The organism is Arthrobacter burdickii (assembly GCF_030433645.1).
Taxonomy (GTDB): Bacteria; Actinomycetota; Actinomycetes; order Actinomycetales; family Micrococcaceae; genus Arthrobacter_D; species Arthrobacter_D burdickii.
Map to the genome: position 1 here is coordinate 796,754 of NZ_JAROCG010000002.1, position 19,464 is coordinate 816,217.

Consider the following 19,464-nt stretch of genomic DNA (forward strand, 5'->3'; position numbering starts at 1 on the left):
AAAGACCCGGCCGGTAAAGACCGAAGGCCCGTCCAATTGGACGGGCCTTCGCTCGTTGGGGCAGCTCGGGGGAGCCGGGCAGGTCAGGGGATCAGCAGCACCTTGCCGGTGGTCCGCCGCGCCTGGAGGTCCTCATGGGCCTGCGCGGCATCGGCGAGGGCGTAGCGGGCGCCGATCCGGACGTCGAGCTGGCCGGCGACGACCGCCCCGAAGAGCTCCTCGGACCGCCAGCGCCGCTCCTCGGGTGAGAGCAGGTAGTGCGCGAGCGTCGGCCGCGTGAGGAACAGCGAGCCTCCGCTGTTGAGCCGCTGCGGGTCGACGGGCGGAACGGGCCCCGACGCGGCCCCATAGAGCACGAGGGTGCCGCGGGTCCGGAGGGAGCGCAGCGACTCGTCGAACGTCGACTTGCCGACGCCGTCGTACACGACGTCCACGCCCGTCCCGTCCGTCCCGATCCTGACCGCGTCGGCGAATCCCTCGTACGGCAGCACCTCGTCCGCGCCCGCACCACGGGCCAGCTCCTCCTTCTCCGGCGTGGACACGGTGGTGAACACGCGGGCACCCCTGGCCTTGATCAGCTGGATGAGCAGCAGGCCGACCCCACCCGCCCCCGCATGGACGAGCACGGTGGAGTCCGGCTGCACGGGGAAGGTGGAATTGATGAGGTAGTGGGCGGTCATGCCCTGCAGGGGGAGGGCGGCCGCGGTCTCGAGGTCGACACCCTCCGGGACCGGGAGCGCCTTGTCCGCGTCGACCACGGCGAACTCGGCGTAGGTGCCCCGGCCTTCGGCGAACGCGACCCGGTCGCCCGGAGCGAAACCGCGGGCACCCTCGCCCACCGCCTCCACCGTCCCTGCCGCCTCGGCTCCCGGCGTGAACGGGTGCTCCATGGCGTAGGCGCCGCTGCGCTGATAGGTCTCGATGAAATTGACGCCGGCCGCCGCCACCTTCACCAGGAGCTGGCCCGGCCCCGGCTCGGGACGCTCGACGGTCGCGACGGCGAGGACGTCCGGACCGCCCGGTTCGGAGACGACGATGGCTGAGGGCATGGTGCTGGTCCTTTCGATGGTGTTCCCTCATGCTATTCCCGGGGCCCCGACCGCGGGGATGCATAACTATGTGTAGCTCCGCATATCTTTGTTGTACGCTGGGGGAATGACGTTCACCGCAGCAGTATCCGGCGCCAGCGGCTATGCCGGAGGCGAGCTCCTGCGCCTCCTGGCGAACCACCCCGACATCGAGGTCGGGGCGATCACGGCCCACAGCAACGCGGGCGCGCTGCTGGGGGACCTGCAGCCCCACCTCCACTCCCTGGCCGACCGCGTGCTGCAGGAGACCACGCCCGAGGCGCTCGCCGGACACGACGTCGTCTTCCTCGCCCTCCCGCACGGCGCGAGCGCGGAGATCGCCGCGCAGCTGTCGTCGGACACCCTCGTGATCGACGCCGGGGCCGACCACCGCCTGCAGGACCCCGCGGCCTGGGAGAAGTTCTACGGCTCGGCGCACGCCGGGACCTGGCCCTACGGTCTTCCGGAGCTCCCGGGTCACCGCGCGGACCTCGCGGGGGCGCGGCGCATCGCGGTCCCCGGCTGCTACCCCACCAGCGCGCTCCTCGCGCTCACCCCCGGTTTCGCCGCGGGACTCCTCGAGCCCGACGACGTCGTCATCGTGTCCGCGTCCGGCACCTCCGGAGCGGGCAAGGCAGCCAAGCCCAACCTCATCGGGTCCGAAGTCATGGGAGGCATGAGCCCCTACGGCGTCGGCGGCGGACACCGCCACACGCCCGAGATGGAGCAGGGCCTCAGCCTCGCGGCCGGCGAGCGCGTCTCTCTGTCCTTCACGCCGACCCTCGCCCCCATGGCGCGCGGCATCCTCACCACCGCCACCGCGAAGGTGCGGCCCGGCGTCGGCTACGCCCGGCTGCGGGAGGCCTGGGAGTCCGCGTACGCGCAGGAGCCCTTCGTGCGCGTCCTCCCCGAGGGCCAGTGGCCCTCGACGAAGTCCGTGCTGGGCTCGAACTACGTAAACCTCCAGCTCGCCTTCGACGAGCACGCGGGCCGCGTGATCGTCAGCAGCGTCATCGACAACCTCACCAAGGGGACCGCCGGCGGAGCCGTGCAGTCCATGAACATCGCCCTCGGCCTCGACGAGACCGCGGGCCTGACCATCCAGGGGATCGCACCGTGAGTATCACCTACCCGGGCGGGTTCCGCGCCGCGGGCGTCGCCGCCGGCCTCAAGAGCACCGGAAAGCCCGACGTCGCGCTCGTCGCCAACGACGGACCGCTGCACTCCGCGGCCGCCGTCTTCACCTCCAACCGCGTGGCCGCCGCTCCCGTGCTCTGGTCCCGCCAGGTCGTCTCGGACGGGCGCGTCGACGCCGTCGTCCTCAACTCCGGCGGCGCCAACGCCTGCACCGGCCCGGAGGGCTTCCAGAACACCCACCGGACGGCCGAGGTCACGGCGGAGCTCCTCGGCGTCTCGGCCACCGACGTCTTCGTGTGCTCCACGGGCCTCATCGGCGAACAGCTCCCTATGGACCGGCTCCTCGCCGGGGTGACGGACGCCGCCGGCTCCCTGGGCAGGGGAGGCGGTCCCACCGCTGCCGAGGCCATCATGACCACGGACACCGTGGCCAAGGAGGCCCGCTATCCCGCGAGCGCCGACACCGCGAGCGAGGGCTACGCGATCGGCGGCATGGCCAAGGGAGCCGGCATGCTGGCGCCCGGCCTCGCCACGATGCTCGTGGTCCTGACCACGGACGCCGTCCTCGATCCCGCAGCCCTCGACGCCGCGCTCCGCGAGGCCACGCGCGTCAGCTTCGACCGCACCGACGCGGACGGCTGCATGTCCACCAACGACACCGTCGTGCTCCTCGCCTCCGGTGCCGCCGGCGTGAGCCCCGACCCGGCGCAGTTCACCGCAGCCCTGACGGATGTCTGCCTCGACCTCGCCGCGCAGCTCATTCACGACGCCGAGGGCGCCAGCCACACGATCGCCGTCCGGACCGTCAACGCCGCCTCCGAACGGGACGCCGAGACGGTCAGCCGCGCCGTCGCCCGGTCCAACCTGTTCAAGACCGCGATCTTCGGCAACGACCCCAACTGGGGACGCGTGCTCGCCGCCGTCGGGACCACGGACGCCGCGTTCGAGCCGGACCAGCTGAACGTGTCCATGAACGGCGTGCAGATCTGCCGCAACGGCGGCATCGGTGAGTCGCGCGACCTCGTGGACCTCACCGGGCGCGACGTCACGGTCGAGATCGACCTCGCGGCCGGACCTGCGAGCGCGACCATCTGGACCAACGACCTCACGCACGAGTACGTGCACGAGAACTCCGCCTACTCGAGCTGACGGGATACACCATGAGTGAGGTATCGACCGGCAAGGCTCCTGCCTCGTCGTCGTCATCGCCGTCGGCGTCGACGCTGAAGGCGCAGGACAAGGCCGCCACCCTGATGGAGGCCCTGCCCTGGATTCAGCGGTTCGCGGGCACGACGATGGTCATCAAGTACGGCGGCAACGCCATGGTGAACGACGAGATGCGGCGCGCGTTCGCGGAGGACATCGTGTTCCTCCACCACGTGGGCATCCGTCCGGTCGTGGTGCACGGCGGCGGACCGCAGATTAACGCGATGCTCGAGCGCCTGGGCATCGAGTCGGAGTTCAAGGGCGGCCTGCGCGTGACGACCCCCGAGGCCATGGACGTCGTCCGGATGGTCCTCACCGGGCAGGTGGGCCGGGAACTCGTCGGCCTCATCAACTCCCACGGGCCCTACGCCGTCGGACTGTCCGGCGAGGACGGCGGGCTGCTGCGTGCCATCCGCACCGGTACCGTCGTCGGCGGCGAGCAGGTGGACCTCGGACTTGTCGGCGAGGTGACGGCGGTCCATCCCGGTGCCATCCTCGACATCCTGCAGGCCGGGCGCATCCCGGTGATCTCCACGGTCGCTCCGGAGTACGACGCCGACGGCGAGGCGACGCAGCAGGTCCTCAACGTCAATGCCGATTCCGCCGCGGCTGCGCTGGCCGCCGCGCTCGGCGCGTCGAAGCTCGTCATCCTCACCGACGTCGAAGGCCTGTACGCCGCATGGCCGGACCGCGGGTCGCTCATCTCCTCCCTCTCGGCGACGCAGCTCCGCGAACTCCTGCCGAGTCTCGAGTCCGGCATGATCCCCAAGATGACGGCCTGCCTGCAGGCCGTCGAGTCCGGCGTCGAGCGCGCGCACATCGTGGACGGCCGCCTGGCCCACTCCATGCTGCTCGAGACCTTCACCACCGCAGGGATCGGCACCCAGGTGGTGCCCGACGACGCCGGCACCGCGAACGACACCGCGAACGACACCGCAGGAGCGCACTCATGAACGAGACCGGCACCCCGACCGGCAGCGCGACCGGCAGCGCGACCGGCAGCGCGACCGGCAGCGACGGGACGGTGGACGTCCTCACCGGTGGCGACTCGGGCGCCGCCTGGCTCTCGCGCTACAACGGGGCACTCATGGGCGTCTTCGGGACCCCGCAGCGTGTGCTGGTCCGCGGCTCGGGCTGCCACGTGTGGGACGCCGACGGCAACCAGTACCTCGACCTCCTCGGCGGCATCGCCGTCAACGCGCTCGGCCACGCGCACCCGTTCGTCACGTCCGTCATCTCGAGCCAGCTGGCGACCCTCGGGCACATCTCCAACTTCTTCACGAGCCCCACCCAGGTGGCGCTCGCCGAGAAACTGCTTGCGCTGTCCCAGGCACCCGCCGGATCGCGCGTGTTCTTCACCAACTCCGGCACCGAAGCCCTCGAGGCCGCCGTCAAACTGGCCCGGCGCAACAGCACGGCCGGCCGCTCCCGCATCCTCGCGCTCGACGGCGCCTTCCACGGGAGGACGATGGGGGCGCTCGCCCTCACGTCGAAGAAGGCCTACCGGGAACCGTTCGAACCGCTCCCGGGCGGCGTCGAGCACATACCCTTCAACGACATCGAGGCACTCCTGAACGCCGTGGACGATACCGTGGCAGCCCTGGTGATCGAGCCGATCCAGGGTGAGGCCGGCGTCCGGCCGCTCTCGCCGGAGTACCTGCGGGCCGCACGGGAGCTGACGCGCCGGCACGGCGCACTCCTCATCCTCGACGAGGTCCAGACTGGCATCGCCAGGACCGGCCGCTGGTTCGCCCACCAGGCGGTCGACGGCGTCGTGCCCGACGCCATGACGCTCGCCAAGGGACTCGGCGGCGGTTTCCCGATCGGTGCCCTCATCACCTTCGGCGAGGACGCGTCGTCGCTGATCAGTGCAGGACAGCACGGCACCACCTTCGGCGGCAACCCGGTGGCCACAGCGGCGGGCCTCGCCACGCTGCATGCCCTCGAAGCGTCCGACGCCCTCCGGCACGTGTCCGAGGTCGGCGCCTTCCTGCGGTCGCGCCTCGCCACCATCGAGGGCGTCACCGCCGTCCGCGGGGAGGGGCTGCTGATCGGCTTCGACCTCGACGGCGAGTATGCGCCGGCGGCGGTCCAGGCCGCCCTCGCCGCAGGGTTCATCATCAACGCGACGGGCCCGCTGACCCTCCGCCTCGCACCGCCGCTCATCCTCACCACAGAGCAGGCGGCGACCTTCCTCGACGCCCTGCCCGGAATCCTCGCCACCGCCAAGACCCCAGCCCGGGAGGCAATCTCATGACGCGCCACTTTCTCGTCGACACGGACCTCTCGCCGGCCGAGCAGGCGGAGGTCCTCGACCTCGCCGCGGAGCTCAAGGCGAAGCCGTACGCCCGTGCCCCCTTCGCCGGTGAGGGCGCCGGACGCAAGACGGTCGCCGTGATCTTCGACAAGACCTCCACCCGCACCCGCGTGTCCTTCGCAGCGGGCATCGCCGACCTCGGCGGGGTGCCGCTCATCATCGGCGCGGGGGACTCCCAGCTCGGCCACAAGGAGTCGATCACCGACACCGCGAAGGTCCTCGACCGGATGGTCGCGACCATCGTCTGGCGCACCTACGAGCAGGCAGGGCTCGAGGAGATGGCCGCGGCGTCGAGCGTCCCGGTCATCAACGCCCTCTCCGACGACTACCACCCCTGCCAGCTGCTGGCGGACCTGCTCACGATCCGCGAGCACAAGGGCACGCTCGCCGGGCTCACCCTGACCTACCTGGGCGACAGCGCCAACAACATGGCCAACTCCTATCTCCTGGCCGGCGTGACCGCCGGCATGCACGTACGGATCGCCGGGCCCGAGGGCTACCTGCCTGACCCTGCGGTCGTCGCCGCCGCCGAGGAACGTGCCGCGGAGACCGGCGGATCCGTCCTCGTGACGACTGATCCCGCAGCCGCGCTCGCAGGCGCCGACGTCGTCGCCACCGACACCTGGGTGTCGATGGGCCAGGAGGACGAGAAGGCCGCCCGGCAGGAGCTGTTCCGCGCGTACGCCGTGGATGGCGCCGCCATGGCGCAGGCGGCGTCCGACGCCGTCGTGCTCCACTGCCTGCCCGCTTACCGCGGCTACGAGATCGCCGCCGAGGTCATCGACGGACCGCAGTCCCTGGTCTGGGACGAGGCGGAGAACCGGCTGCACGCGCAGAAGGCGCTCATGGCGTGGCTGGTCGAGCGGTCGGCGCAGCAGGACGGTCCGCCCGGGCTGGAGCGCGCCTCATGACGGTCCAGCGCGACTCCGCCCGCCCCACCACGAAGACCGCCCGGCACGCCCGCATCATGGACCTCCTGACGGCCCAGTCCGTGCGCTCCCAGGTGGAGCTCGCCGCGCTCCTCGCGGCGGACGGGGTGCAGGTGAACCAGGGCACGCTGTCCCGGGACCTGGTGGAGCTCGGCGTCGTGCGTGTCCGGGGAGCCGACGGAGCGCTCGTGTACGCCGTGCCCGTGGAGGGCGGCGGCCGCCACGCGCAGAGCGGGGTGTCCCAGGAGATCCTCGACGCACGGCTCGCCAAGCTCTGCAACGAGCTGCTGGTGACCGCCGAGTCCTCCGGGAACATCGTCATCCTGCGCACACCGCCGGGAGCCGCGAACTTCCTCGCCCTGGCCATCGACCACTCGGTGATGCCGTCCATCCTCGGTACCATCGCGGGCGACGACACCGTGATGCTCGTGAGCCGGGACGTCGACGGCGGCGCCGCCGTCGCCGAACGGTTCCTCGGGCTGGCGCAGGAACCGCAGGGACCCGCCGACCCGGGCTGAGGCCGCTACGCCGCTACGCTGGCAGCAGGGCCGGCCGACGAACAACCACCGAGCACCACCCACACGACACACCCACAGACGACATACGGGCACACGCCCGGACAATCGAAGGAGCATATTCCGTGACCGAACGCATCGTCCTCGCCTACTCAGGCGGACTCGACACCTCCGTCGCCATCGGCTGGATCGCCGAAGCCACCGGGGCCGAGGTGATCGCCGTGGCCGTCGACGTCGGACAGGGCGGCGAATCGCTCGAAACCATCCGCCAGCGCGCCCTCGGCTGCGGCGCTGTGGAGGCCTATGTCGCCGACGCACGCGACGAGTTCGCCACCGAGTACTGCATGCCCGCCCTGAAGGCGAACGCGCTGTACATGGACGCCTACCCGCTCGTCTCGGCGCTGTCGCGTCCCGTCATCGTCAAGCACCTCGTCGCCGCCGCACGGCAGTTCGGTGCCACCACCGTCTCCCACGGCTGCACCGGCAAGGGCAACGACCAGGTGCGCTTCGAGGTCGGCATCCAGACCCTCGGCCCGGACCTGAAGTGCATCGCGCCCGTCCGCGACCTCGCGCTCACGCGTGACAAGGCCATCGCCTTCGCGGAGGAGAAGGGCCTGCCGATCGAGACCACCAAGAAGAACCCGTTCTCCATCGACCAGAACGTCTGGGGTCGCGCCGTCGAGACCGGCTTCCTCGAGGACATCTGGAACGCGCCCACCAAGGACGTGTACGACTACACCGCGTCGCCCGAGTTCCCCCCGGCCGCCGACGAGGTCACCATCTCCTTCAGGGAGGGCATCCCCGTCGCGATCGACGGCAACGCCGTCACGCCGCTGCAGGCCATCGAGGAACTCAACCGCCGCGCGGGCGCCCAGGGCATCGGCCGCATCGACATCGTCGAGGACCGCCTGGTCGGCATCAAGAGCCGCGAGATCTACGAGGCTCCGGGCGCCATGGCCCTGATCGCCGCACACCGCGAACTCGAGAACGTCACCATCGAGCGCGAGCAGTCCCGCTTCAAGAAGACCGTGGACCAGCGCTGGACCGAGCTGGTGTACGACGGCCAGTGGTTCTCCCCGCTGAAGCGCTCGCTCGACACCTTCGTCGACGACACGCAGAAGTACGTCACCGGCGACATCCGCATGGACCTCCACGGCGGACGTGCGACGGTCACCGGCCGCCGCTCCGACGTCGCGCTGTACGACTTCAACCTCGCGACCTACGACTCCGGCGACACCTTCGACCAGTCGATGGCCCGCGGCTTCATCGAGATCTTCGGCCTGTCCTCCAAGGTGGCGTCGAGCCGGGACCAGCGGGCGGGCGCCTGATGTCCTCAGGACGGGTGGGCCCACGAGCGCAGGGGTCCCCGGCCGAGCGAAGCGAGGGTGGGGGGCGCCCGGGGACGAACGAGGGATCGTTGTGGGGCGGCCGGTTCGCCGGCGGCCCCGCCGACGCCCTCGCCGCGCTGAGCAAGTCGACCCATTTCGACTGGCGGCTGGCCACCTACGACATCGAGGGCTCCCGAGCCCACGCGCGGGTGCTCCACCGGGCCGGGCTGCTGGACGATGCCGAACTCGCCGGGATGATCGATGCGCTCGACCGTCTCGACGCCGATGTCCGCTCGGGGGCCTACCTGCCGGCCGAGAGCGACGAGGACGTGCACGGGTCCCTCGAACGCGGCCTCATCGAGCGTGCGGGGCCCGCCCTCGGCGGCAAGCTCCGCGCCGGCCGGTCGCGCAACGACCAGGTGGCGACGCTGGGCCGCATGTACCTGCGGGACCACGCCCGGATCATCGCCCGCGGCGTCCTCGCCACGATCACCGCCCTCGTCGACCAGGCGGAGGCGCACCTCGAGGCGCCGATGCCCGGCCGCACGCACCTCCAGCACGCCCAGCCGGTCCTGCTGAGCCACCACCTGCTGGCGCACGCGTGGGCCCTCCTGCGCGACGTGCAGCGGCTCTCCGACTGGGACCATCGCGCAGGCGTGTCGCCCTACGGGTCCGGGGCCTTGGCGGGGTCCTCCCTGGGCCTCGATCCGGAAGCGGTGGCCTCCGACCTCGGCTTCTTTTCGGCGACGCACAACTCGATCGACGGCACCGCCTCGCGGGACGTGTACGCGGAGTTCGCGTGGGTGACGGCGATGATCGGCGTCGACCTCTCGCGAATCAGCGAGGAGATCATTCTCTGGGCCACCAAGGAATTCTCCTTCGTCACGCTCGACGACGCCTTCTCCACCGGCTCCTCGATCATGCCGCAGAAGAAGAACCCCGACGTCGCCGAACTCGCGCGCGGCAAGGCCGGCCGGCTGATCGGCGACCTGACCGGATTGCTGGCGACGCTCAAGGGCCTTCCCCTGGCGTACAACCGCGACCTGCAGGAGGACAAGGAGCCCGTGTTCGACGCCGTCGATACGCTCGAGGTCCTGTTGCCCGCGGTGTCGGGCATGATCTCGACACTCGTCTTCAACACCGGGCGCATGGCCGCGCTCGCTCCCCAGGGGTTCGCCCTGGCGACCGACATCGCCGAGTGGCTCGTGCGCCAGGGCGTCCCGTTCCGGGAGGCCCACGAGCTGTCGGGTGCGGCCGTCCGCGTCGCCGAGCAGCGGGACGTGGAACTGTGGGACCTGACGGACGACGAGTTCGCCGGCATCTCCGCGCACCTGACCCCCGCGGTGCGTGAGGTCCTCACGGTCGAAGGATCGCTGGCCAGCCGGGACGCGCAGGGCGGCACCGCTCCGGCCGCCGTCCGCCGCCAGCTCGCGGCACTGCGTGCGGAGCTCGACGCCGTCGAAGGCTACGCGACCGCCTGACGCGGAAGGGTGCGGTGCGGTCCCCCGAAGGATTCGCGCCGCACCGCGGTCCCAGAACACCGTCCCGCCGTTCCCGCTACGCCCGCCGCGAAGTGCTTTGACACCCGGTGGTGCCCGGCGCACTGTGTGAGCATGCAGCCTGCCCTCCAGCGTGCCACCCTGCGGGAGTTCTTCCCCTACCTGAGGGGGCACGTCCGCGTGCTCGCCCTGGTCGCCGTCGTCTCGCTCGTCTCGACCGGCCTGTCGATCGCCCAGCCGCTGATGGTCCAGCAGCTCGTCAACGCCGTCTCGGCGAGCCGGCCGGCCACGGTGTTCGTCTGGTTCCTCATCGCGATCACGCTCGGCGGGGCCGTCTTCGGGGCGGCACAGTCCTATCTCCTCCAGCGGACGGCGGAGTCGGTGGTCCTCGGCGTGCGCCGCTCGCTCGTCGGGCAGCTGCTGGCGCTGCCCGTCAGGGAGTTCGACCGGAGGCGCGTGGGCGATCTCATGTCACGGGTGGGCTCCGACACCACGCTCATGCGCAGCGTCATCACGTCGGGCCTCTTCGAGATCGTGTCCTCCATCCTGATGTTCTGCGCGGCCGTCGTCCTCATGGTGCTGATCGACCCGCTGCTGTTCGGGATCACGCTGTGCGCCGTCCTCCTCGGAGCAGCCGGCGTCCTGTTCCTCGGCCGCCTCATCCGCCGGCGCAGCCGCGACGTCCAGGACGCGGTCGGGTCCATGACGGCAGCCGTGGAGCGCGGGCTCTCGGGCATCCGCACCATCAAGGCCTCCGTCGCGGAAGAGCGCGAGGCCGCTGTCATCGATGGCGAAGCGACGCGGGCCTTCCGCGCAGGCATCGCGATGGCCCGCCTCCAGGCGGCGGTCCAGCCGATCATGTCCATCTGCATCCAGGGCGCCTTCATCGTGGTGCTGGCGGTCGGGGGGATCCGCGTCGCCGCCGGCGAGTTGCTGCTCGGGGACCTCATCGCCTTCATCCTCTACCTGTTCCTCCTCGTGATGCCCATCGGGTCGGCCATGAGCGCCTTCGTGCAGATCCAGTCGGGACTCGCGGCGCTCGACCGCATCCAGGAGATCGCCCGGCTCGAGCCGGAACGCGCCGACGAGGACCGGCCCGTCCGGATCCAGCCGGTACCCGCACAGCCGGATGCCGCGTTCGGCTCGGCGCAGGGCGCCGGCAGACTTGCCGGCAGGTCCGCCGGCAGATCCGCCGGCGCTATCGAGCTCCGGGACGTCAGCTTCCGGTACGACGACGGAGGCCCCGACGGGACCCAAGCGACTCCTGCCTCCGGATCCGGGGCACTGCACGCAGGGCAGGACCGGCGAGCCCCGCTGGGGTCCCCGGGGGTACTGCACACCCGGGTTTCCCCGGAGACGGAGCCTTCGTCCGTCGAGCCTTCGTCCACCGAGTCCGGCCGGCTCGTCCTCGACGGCGTCAGCTTCAGCGTCCCTGCAGGCAGCAGGACGGCGCTCGTCGGGCCGTCCGGCGCGGGGAAGTCGACCGTGCTGGCCCTGCTCGAACGGTTCTACGAGCCGACGGACGGCAGCATCACCTATGACGGCACGGCGCTGCCGCAGATTCCCCGGACGGAGCTCCGCTCACGCATCGGCCTCGTGGAACAGGAGGCACCGGTCCTCAGCGGGACGCTGGCGGACAACCTGCGCCTCGCCGCCCCGGCGGCGACGGACGACCAGCTCCGACGCGTGCTCGCGGCCGTCGGGCTCGATGCCCTCGGGGACCGCACGGACGACGGACTGGACCTCAACCTGGGGGAGGACGGCGTCAGGCTCTCCGGCGGGCAGCGCCAGCGCCTCGCCTGGGCGCGCGTGATCCTAGCCGACCGCCCCGTGCTGCTGATGGACGAGCCGACGTCTGCCGTCGACTCGCGGACCGAGCAGCTGCTGCAGCAGACACTGGGGGAGGCCTCACGCGACCGCACCGTCGTCGTCGTCGCGCACCGCCTGTCGACCGTGGCGGACTTCGACCAGATCGTCGTCCTGGATCAGGGCAGGGTCACCGCCGTCGGGACGCACGAACAGCTGCTGGAGGAGAGCGATCTCTACCGCGACATGGCGTCCCGCCAGCGACTGGTGGCGGCCTGATACCCGTCGCCCTGGCGGAGATCGGTTGACCGGGACGCGGCGGGAGTACCAGGCCGGCGGCACGCGCGCGGCCCCGGCGGGCACCGATCCGATGCCTGCCTGGACTCGCCTGCTCAGAAGGCAGTCGGGCGCCCCGCCTCCCGGTCGAGCAGGCGCTGCTTGACCGGGAGCCCCCACCGGAAACCGCCGAGGGTCCCGTCCGTCCGAATGACGCGGTGGCAGGGCACGAAGAGGGCCGCCGCGTTCTTGGCGCACGCTCCGGCGGCGGCGCGGACGGCGCTGGGGCTGCCCGCGCGCTCCGCGTACTCGAGGTAGGTGAGGGGCGCCCCTGGCTGCACGGTGCGCAGCACGTTCCAGGCGTGGGTGCGGAACGGCCCGGACGCCTGCCGGACCCGCACCGAGGCGATCGCCTCGAAGTCGCCGTCGTAGTAGCGCGCCACCGCCTCGAGGATGGGCTGCACGGCGGACGCCGCGGGATCGAAGCTCGCCGCCCTGATGGTCGGGTGGATCTGCCCGGTCAGCTCCGACGCGAGGTCCGTCCATCCCGAGGACAGCACCGTGCCCTCCGCCTCGATGATCGTGAAGGGGCCGTCGGGCGTTTCGACGGTGGTGGTGGTCGCGCCGCGCAGGAGTGCCGGTGCGGCGAGCGTCGTGGTCATGGCTGGGATATCCGTTCGATGGGTGGGAACAGGCTACGTGACTTCAGGTCGGGTGGGTTCGGATCGGGGTGAGATCGGGCGCGGTGGGTTCATGGTCGCGCGGCGCCGTCGGGGGCCGCCCGCCGTGCGGGGAGCGCGATGGCCGCCGCCCAGAGATGCAGCGTCGCGTACGACCGCCAGGGCCGGACCTCGCCCATGGCGTCGTCGAGGGGAGGACCGGACGGAGCGTCCCTGGCCCCGTGCCCAGCCGCGCGCGGGCCGTGCTCGGGGTGCGCGGCCTGCCCGGGGGAGTTCCGGGAGATGAGGCGGGACCACCCGGTGCGGACGGCGGCGTCGGCCGGCAGGTGGATGTCCGGATGTCCGAGGACGCGCATGACCACGTAGTCCGCTGTCCACGGTCCCACACCGTCGAGCTGGAGCAGGTCGGCGCGCAGGGCTGCAGGATCGGAACCGACGCCGAACTCGAAGGCGGCGGAGGCGAGCCGGCGTGCTGCCGAGCGCAGGGCGTCATTGCGTCGGCGGGGGCCCCGGAGGAGCGGCTCGGGTGCTTCCGCGAGCTCGGCTGCCGCAGGGAACACCCTGTCGAGCCCCGCGGCTCCTACGTCTCCGGCGTCGACCGGCGGACCCGCAGCGGCGAGGCGGGAGAGGGCACCCGTCGCCGCCGCGACAGTCACCTGCTGGCCGACGATCGCGCGGATCAGCGCCTCGTGGGGATCGAGCACCCCGGGAAGGCGTATGCCCGGCACTGCGGCCGCGAGGTCCGAGAAGTACGGGTTGCGCGACAGGGCTGCATCGATCGCCACCGGATCGGCATCGAGGTCGAACAGTCGCCGGATGCGGCTCAGGATCGCCGGCACATCGCCCAGCCCGGCGACCGACACGGTCACCGGCAGTGCTGCCCGCCCGTTGCCGCGCGCCTCGACGGCGCCCGCCCGGAACCAGGCAAGGCCCCCCGGCAGGCGGAGGAGCCGCTCGTAGCTGGACCCGGTCGCGTGTTCGAGGCCGTCGACGGCGCGGGCGGCGAGGAAGCGGAAGATGCCGTTGTCATACGGCAGCCGCGTGGGCAGCTCCAGTGAGATCCGGAGCGCGCCGGAGTGTGCAGGAGTGCCGGCTGCTGCCTGCAGCTGCTGCCGCGATGCTTCCCGCAGCTGCCGCGGCGTGAGGTCGAAGACCTGCTGGACGGTCTCGTTGAACTGCCGGATGCTGCCGAACCCCGCCGCGAACGCGACGTCGGCGAATCGCAGCGGCGATCCCGTGAGCAGGGCGCGGGCCGTCTGGGCGCGGTGTGCGCGGGCCAGCGCCAGCGCACCGGCACCGAGCTCGTCCTTCAGGATGCGGTTCAGGTGCCTGGGGGAGTACCCAAGTCGGGCAGCGAGGCCCGGCACGCCCGTCCGGTCCACCTCGCCGTCGGTGATGAGGCGCATCGCCCGTGCCGCTGCGTCACTGCGGAGGTTCCATTCCGGATCCCCGGGAACGGCTTCGGGCAGGCACCGCTTGCAGGCACGGTAGCCCGCCTCGTGTGCCGCAGCCGAGGTGCGGTAGAACGTGACATTCGCCGGTTTGGGCGTCCGCGCGGGGCACGAGGGGCGGCAGTAGATGCCGGTGCTGGAGACAGCGGTCACGAACTGTCCGTCGAAGCGCACGTCGCGTGCGTCGATCGCCCGGTACTGCTGCCAGAAGTCCATGCCGCCATCCTGTCACCCGCCACCGGAAGCAACTAGCGGGATTCGGACACGGCTACACGAGGGGCCCGCGCCGCCTTTGCTACGGTCGACGGGTGAACGAGCAGAGCGGAGCGGGCGGGGACCTGCGCCAGAGACTGGGCGGCAGCGCACTCGACGTCGCCCCCTGGCTCCTCGGCGCACACCTGACACACCGGGACGACGACGGCGAGGTCACCGTGCGCATCTCCGAGGTGGAGGCCTACCTCGGCCCCGATGATCCCGGCTCCCACGCGTTCCGCGGGAAGACGGCACGGAACGCGACCATGTTCGGGCCGGCCGGCCACCTCTACGTCTACTTCACCTATGGCATGCACTACTGCGCCAACGTGGTCTGCGGGACGGAAGGGTGGGCCACGGGTGTGCTCCTGCGCGCGGGCGAGATCGTGGCGGGCGTCGATCAAGCGCGGAAACGCCGATCCCATCCCGCGTCGGACCTGGATCTCGCCCGAGGGCCCGCGCGCCTCGCGCAGGCGCTCGGGCTCGACCGCCGCTTCGACGGTGCCGACGTCCTCGCCCCGCCCTTCCGGCTGATCCTTCCGGATGAGCCCCCTGTGCAGGTCGGACGGGGGCCCCGGGTCGGTGTGAGCGGCCTCGCCGGTACGGCGGAGTATCCGTGGCGCTTCTGGCTGCCGGGCGACCCGTCGGTGTCCCGCTACCGTCCCGGCAAGCAGCCCGCAGCCCGTAAGGTGGATCCGTGACAACGAGCGGAGCGGACGCGGGGAGCACCCCGGCCGCAGGAGCAGCTACACCGGAACTCGCGATCGCGGCGAGGGAGGCGATCGACCGCCTGTGCGCCGTCGTTCCCGACTTCCCCTCTCCCGGCATCATGTTCCGCGACCTCACTCCCGTGTTCTCCGACGCCTCTGCTTTCCGGACCGTCGTCGACGCGGTGGCGGCGCCCTTCGCGGGTTCCTTCGATGCCGTGGCCGGGGTCGAGGCCCGCGGGTTCCTCCTGGCCGCCGCCGTCGCCTATGCGACCGGTACCGGCGTGGTCACGGTGCGGAAAGCGGGGAAGCTGCCGCGTGCGGTCTTGCGGGAGTCCTACGACCTCGAATACGGGCAGGCATCCCTGGAGATCCACCAGTCCGATCTGCCCGCCGGTGCCCGTGTCCTGGTGCTCGACGACGTCCTCGCGACGGGCGGAACACTCGTCGCGGCATGTGCGTTGCTCGAAAGGGCAGGGGCCGTCGTCGCAGGGTGTGGCGTGGTCCTCGAGCTCGGGGACCTGGGCGGAAGGGCGAGCCTGGCCGGACGCCACGTCGCCGCGCTGGAAACCGTGTAGCGTCCGCCGCGCTAGAATTGACGGTCCGCCTTTCTGGAAGGAAGTGTCCGATGCACGAGACGGCCCAGGCCAAAGCAGAGCTGGACTACGAGCGCGACTACGTCGACGGCCTGTACCGCCGGCTCGATGAACTCCGTGCCGAGAAGGTCCAGCAGCTCGCCGACGTCCGACGTACGCAGGCGGCCGGATCCCACCAGAACCGCTCGGAGCGGGATGCTTTCGCGACGATGTACGAGGACCGGCTCGCGCAGCTGAACGCCGTCGACGACCGGCTGGTGTTCGGGCGGCTGGACCTCGACAGCGGCGACAAGCGGTACATCGGCCGGATCGGCCTCTCCGACGACGAGCTACGCCAGCTGATGGTGGACTGGCGCGCTCCGGAGGCGGGTACCTTCTACCAGGCCACGGCCTTCGATCGCATGGGTGTCCGCCGCCGTCGCCACCTGATCCTCTCGCGGCGCGACGTCGTCGCGATCGAGGATGACGTCCTCGACGCGGACCTCCTGGGCGACGACGACTCCCTTCAGGGCGAAGGCGCCCTGCTCGCAGCCCTCAACTCGCGGCGCACGGGGCAGATGTCGGACATCGTGGGCACCATCCAGGCGGAGCAGGACCGCATCATCCGGGCACCGCTCCCCGGCGTCACCGTCGTCCAGGGCGGACCCGGTACCGGCAAGACGGCCGTGGCACTGCACCGTGCCGCATACCTCCTCTATACGCACCGCGAACGGCTGAAGTCCGCCGGCGTGCTGCTGGTCGGGCCCACCGACGCCTTCATGAAGTACATCGAGCGCGTGCTGCCGTCCCTGGGTGAGACCGGCGTGGTCATGGCCGGCATCGGCACCCTCATGCCCGGCGTACCCACGGTGCAGGAGGCGAGCGAGGAAGCCGCCGCCATCAAGGGCCGGCTCGAGATGGCGCAAGTCATCAGGAATGCCGTCGCCAACCGGGAGCGTGTGCCGACCGAGAACAAGCGCCTGAACGTCGAGGGCACCATGCTGACGCTCACGCCCCGGCAGGTCTCGCGGGCGCGGGAACGAGCCCGCGCTACCGGGAAGCCCCACAACGAGGCGCGCGTCACGTTCGTCAAGATCCTCCTGCGGGAACTCACCGAGCAGCTGCTGGACAAGCTCGAGGAATCGTCGGGTGGCGGGAACAACGCGGATCGCTCCTACCTCGCGGAGGACGTCCGCAGTGCCCGCGATGTGCGCATCGCCCTGAACCTCGCGTGGATGCCGCTGACCCCGCAGAAGCTCGTGTCGGAGCTGTTCGCGCGCCCCGAACTGCTGCGCGCCGCAGCCCCTGGCCTAAGCGACCGGGAAGTTGCCGCCCTGACCAGGCCGGCGGACGCCCCGTGGACCGAGGCCGACGTGCCACTGCTCGACGAGGCGGCCGAACTCCTCGGCGACCTCGACGTGTCGGCGGGCCGCGACAGCGCGGCCCGCGAGCAGGAGCAGAAACGCGACCTCGCGAACGCTGAGCGGGCCCTCGAGAACGTCAACGCGTCGCTCGAGGACTCCGGGGTGAACGGCGTGCTCACGGCCGAGGACCTCGCGCAGCACAACGCCGTGTCCTCGGCGCGGCTGTCCGCCGCGGACCGGGCCTCCGGCGACCGCACCTGGGCCTACGGGCACATCGTGGTGGACGAGGCGCAGGAGCTCTCCCCGATGCAGTGGCGCCTGCTCATGCGGCGCTGTCCGCTCAAGTCCTTCACCATCGTCGGCGACATCGCGCAGACGAGCTCGGCGGCGGGTTCCCGGTCCTGGCAGCAGGCGCTCGAACCCTTCGTGGGGGACCGGTGGCAGCTCGAGGAACTGACCGTCAACTACCGCACGCCCTCGCAGATCGCGGAAGCGGCAGTGCGGATGGCCAATGCGGCAGGGCTCGTCGTGTCGGCTCCGAAGGCCGTCCGGGAGGGCAGATACGCTCCCGTGCTCGACACCGTGCGTGAGCTCGTCCCGTCCCTCGTACGCGCGATGCCCGAGGAACTGGCGGCGATCGACGGCGGGCTGCTCGCCGTCATCGCACCCGACCACCTGTTGCCCGAGGTACGCGCCTCGCTGTCCCCGGAATACGGCGCCCGCGTCGGTTCCGGCGCGGGCGGGCCCGGGCAGGACATCGTGGTGATCGCGCCGCGCGAGTCGAAGGGCCTGGAGTTCGACGGCGTGGTGATCCTCGAACCGCAGGAGATGCTCGATTCCGCGACGGCCCGGGTCGGCGACCTGTACGTCGCGATGACGCGTCCCACCCAGCGCCTCCGCGTCATCTCGACCGGCCGAATTCCTGCGGGTATTGCCGGCTGATAATTTGGTGGGGTGGCACAGCAAACAGAAACCCCCGTCAGTGGCCTCGCCGGCCAGCGCAACGATCCGTCCTTCGGGAACGTCTACGATGAGCTCGTCTGGCGTGGGCTGGTCTATGTCTCCACCGACGAGGGCGAACTCAAGGAGCTGCTCGCCGGCCCGTCGATTACGTTCTACTGCGGGTTCGACCCCACGGCCCCGAGCCTCCACCTCGGGAACCTCGTCCAGCTCCTGACGATGCGCCGGCTGCAGCTCGCCGGGCACCGCCCCCTCGGACTCGTGGGCGGATCCACCGGCCTCGTAGGCGATCCGCGGCCGACGGCGGAGCGCACCATGAACACGAAGGAGACCGTCGCCGAGTGGGTCGGCTACCTCCAAGGCCAGGTGCAGAAGTTCCTGGACTTCGAGGGCGACAGTGCAGCCCGGATGGTCAACAACCTCGACTGGACCGGGCCGATGAGCGTCATCGACTTCCTGCGCGACGTCGGCAAGTACTTCCGCGTGGGCACGATGATCAAGAAGGAAACGGTCGCCAAGCGCCTGAACTCCGACGAGGGCATCAGCTACACGGAGTTCAGCTACCAGATCCTGCAGGGCATGGACTACCTGCAGCTGTTCCGCGACTACGGCTGCGTCCTCCAGACCGGTGGCTCCGACCAGTGGGGCAACCTGACCAGCGGTACCGACCTCGTCCGCAAGGTGGAGGGGGCAGGGGTCCACGCGATCGGCACGCCGCTGATCACCAACTCGGACGGCACGAAGTTCGGCAAGAGCGAGGGCAACGCGATCTGGCTCGACGCCGCCATGACGAGCCCGTACGCCATGTTCCAGTTCTGGCTGAACACCTCCGACGCCGATGTCGCCCAGCGCCTGCGCATCTTCACCTTCCGCACCCGGGCCGAGATCGAGGAGCTTGACAGGGCGACGGTGGAGCGCCCGTATGAGCGGGCGGCGCAGCGCGCCCTCGCCTTCGATGTCACGTCTCTGGTGCACGGGGTGGAGGCGACCGAGAAGGTCATCGCCGCGTCCGCTGCCCTGTTCGGACAGGGCGAACTCCACGCCCTCGACCTCGCGACCCTGCAGGCGGCGACGGCGGAACTCGAGTCGGTCTCCGTTCCCCGGGACGGGCTGGGAATCGTGGATCTCCTGGTCGCGTCGGGACTGTCGCCGAGCAACTCGGCTGCCCGGCGGACCGTCGCCGAGGGGGGAGCCTACGTCAACAATGCGAAGATCTCCGACACGGACCACGCCGTCGCCGAAGCGGATCTCCTGCACGGCCGCTACCTCCTGATCCGCCGGGGCAAGCGGAATCTCGCGATGGTCGACGTCGCCTGACGGACCCCGGTTCCGCTCGACGCCGTGGCCGAAGCCGGCATCCTCCTCCGGGAGGGTGCCGGCTTCGCTTGTTCCGGA

General features: G+C 71.1%; 16 protein-coding genes. 13 read left to right on the plus strand and 3 right to left on the minus strand.

Annotated features, from left to right (window positions below; translation table 11 throughout):
- Nucleotides 1-83: 83 nt before the first annotated feature.
- Entirely contained in the window at nucleotides 84-1,049 is a 966-nt protein-coding gene (locus P5G52_RS18140) for a quinone oxidoreductase family protein (protein WP_301230114.1), read from the minus strand.
- A gap of 106 nt (nucleotides 1,050-1,155) precedes the next feature.
- Between P5G52_RS18140 and argC the strand changes: the two genes are divergently transcribed.
- The 9 genes from argC to P5G52_RS18185 all read left to right on the plus strand — a co-directional run bounded on the left by argC (nucleotide 1,156) and on the right by P5G52_RS18185 (nucleotide 12,083).
- On the plus strand, nucleotides 1,156-2,187 hold the full coding sequence (gene argC, locus P5G52_RS18145; RefSeq protein WP_301230116.1) for an N-acetyl-gamma-glutamyl-phosphate reductase: 1,032 nt from the start codon (nucleotides 1,156-1,158) through the stop codon (nucleotides 2,185-2,187).
- Nucleotides 2,184-3,353 (plus strand): bifunctional glutamate N-acetyltransferase/amino-acid acetyltransferase ArgJ, encoded by a 1,170-nt coding sequence (argJ, locus tag P5G52_RS18150; RefSeq protein ID WP_301230118.1) that lies wholly within the window; start codon nucleotides 2,184-2,186, stop codon nucleotides 3,351-3,353. Before argC ends, argJ begins: the two co-directional genes overlap by 4 nt.
- Before the next feature lie 104 nt (nucleotides 3,354-3,457).
- The gene (gene argB, locus P5G52_RS18155) at nucleotides 3,458-4,363 is read left to right on the plus strand and encodes an acetylglutamate kinase (protein ID WP_301230235.1); all 906 of its coding nucleotides are present in this window, start codon (nucleotides 3,458-3,460) and stop codon (nucleotides 4,361-4,363) included.
- Nucleotides 4,360-5,667: an acetylornithine transaminase gene (locus tag P5G52_RS18160; RefSeq protein WP_301230120.1), complete on the plus strand. Its 1,308-nt coding sequence runs from the start codon at nucleotides 4,360-4,362 to the stop codon at nucleotides 5,665-5,667. Before argB ends, P5G52_RS18160 begins: the two co-directional genes overlap by 4 nt.
- Nucleotides 5,664-6,638 (plus strand): ornithine carbamoyltransferase, encoded by a 975-nt coding sequence (argF, locus tag P5G52_RS18165; RefSeq protein WP_301230122.1) that lies wholly within the window; start codon nucleotides 5,664-5,666, stop codon nucleotides 6,636-6,638. The genes P5G52_RS18160 and argF overlap by 4 nt, the downstream gene beginning before the upstream one ends.
- On the plus strand, nucleotides 6,635-7,174 hold the full coding sequence (locus tag P5G52_RS18170) for an arginine repressor (protein WP_301230124.1): 540 nt from the start codon (nucleotides 6,635-6,637) through the stop codon (nucleotides 7,172-7,174). The genes argF and P5G52_RS18170 overlap by 4 nt, the downstream gene beginning before the upstream one ends.
- Before the next feature lie 122 nt (nucleotides 7,175-7,296).
- Nucleotides 7,297-8,499, plus strand: coding sequence for an argininosuccinate synthase (locus tag P5G52_RS18175; protein ID WP_301230126.1), 1,203 nt, complete (start codon nucleotides 7,297-7,299; stop codon nucleotides 8,497-8,499).
- The gene (gene argH, locus P5G52_RS18180) at nucleotides 8,499-9,980 is read left to right on the plus strand and encodes an argininosuccinate lyase (RefSeq protein ID WP_301230128.1); all 1,482 of its coding nucleotides are present in this window, start codon (nucleotides 8,499-8,501) and stop codon (nucleotides 9,978-9,980) included. The genes P5G52_RS18175 and argH overlap by 1 nt, the downstream gene beginning before the upstream one ends.
- Nucleotides 9,981-10,112: 132 nt before the next feature.
- Nucleotides 10,113-12,083, plus strand: a complete 1,971-nt coding sequence (locus tag P5G52_RS18185; protein WP_301230130.1) for an ABC transporter ATP-binding protein — start codon at nucleotides 10,113-10,115, stop codon at nucleotides 12,081-12,083.
- 113 nt (nucleotides 12,084-12,196) lie between these two features.
- On the opposite strand, the gene P5G52_RS18190 is transcribed toward P5G52_RS18185, so the two are convergent.
- The gene (locus P5G52_RS18190) at nucleotides 12,197-12,742 is read right to left on the minus strand and encodes a methylated-DNA--[protein]-cysteine S-methyltransferase (protein WP_301230132.1); all 546 of its coding nucleotides are present in this window, start codon (nucleotides 12,740-12,742) and stop codon (nucleotides 12,197-12,199) included.
- An 89-nt stretch (nucleotides 12,743-12,831) separates the two neighbouring features.
- Nucleotides 12,832-14,427, minus strand: coding sequence for a DNA-3-methyladenine glycosylase 2 family protein (locus tag P5G52_RS18195; RefSeq protein WP_301230134.1), 1,596 nt, complete (start codon nucleotides 14,425-14,427; stop codon nucleotides 12,832-12,834).
- A gap of 92 nt (nucleotides 14,428-14,519) precedes the next feature.
- On the opposite strand from P5G52_RS18195, the gene P5G52_RS18200 reads away from it, so the two are divergent.
- From P5G52_RS18200 to tyrS, 4 genes are all read left to right on the plus strand, one after another.
- Nucleotides 14,520-15,164 carry a DNA-3-methyladenine glycosylase gene (locus P5G52_RS18200; RefSeq protein ID WP_301230136.1) on the plus strand — a complete coding sequence of 215 codons (645 nt, stop codon included), beginning with the start codon at nucleotides 14,520-14,522 and terminating at the stop codon, nucleotides 15,162-15,164.
- A gap of 62 nt (nucleotides 15,165-15,226) precedes the next feature.
- Nucleotides 15,227-15,748 carry an adenine phosphoribosyltransferase gene (locus P5G52_RS18205; protein WP_301230237.1) on the plus strand — a complete coding sequence of 174 codons (522 nt, stop codon included), beginning with the start codon at nucleotides 15,227-15,229 and terminating at the stop codon, nucleotides 15,746-15,748.
- A gap of 50 nt (nucleotides 15,749-15,798) precedes the next feature.
- Nucleotides 15,799-18,051 carry a HelD family protein gene (locus tag P5G52_RS18210; protein WP_301230138.1) on the plus strand — a complete coding sequence of 751 codons (2,253 nt, stop codon included), beginning with the start codon at nucleotides 15,799-15,801 and terminating at the stop codon, nucleotides 18,049-18,051.
- A gap of 12 nt (nucleotides 18,052-18,063) precedes the next feature.
- Nucleotides 18,064-19,386, plus strand: a complete 1,323-nt coding sequence (gene tyrS, locus P5G52_RS18215) for a tyrosine--tRNA ligase (RefSeq protein ID WP_301230140.1) — start codon at nucleotides 18,064-18,066, stop codon at nucleotides 19,384-19,386.
- Nucleotides 19,387-19,464 lie beyond the last annotated feature (78 nt).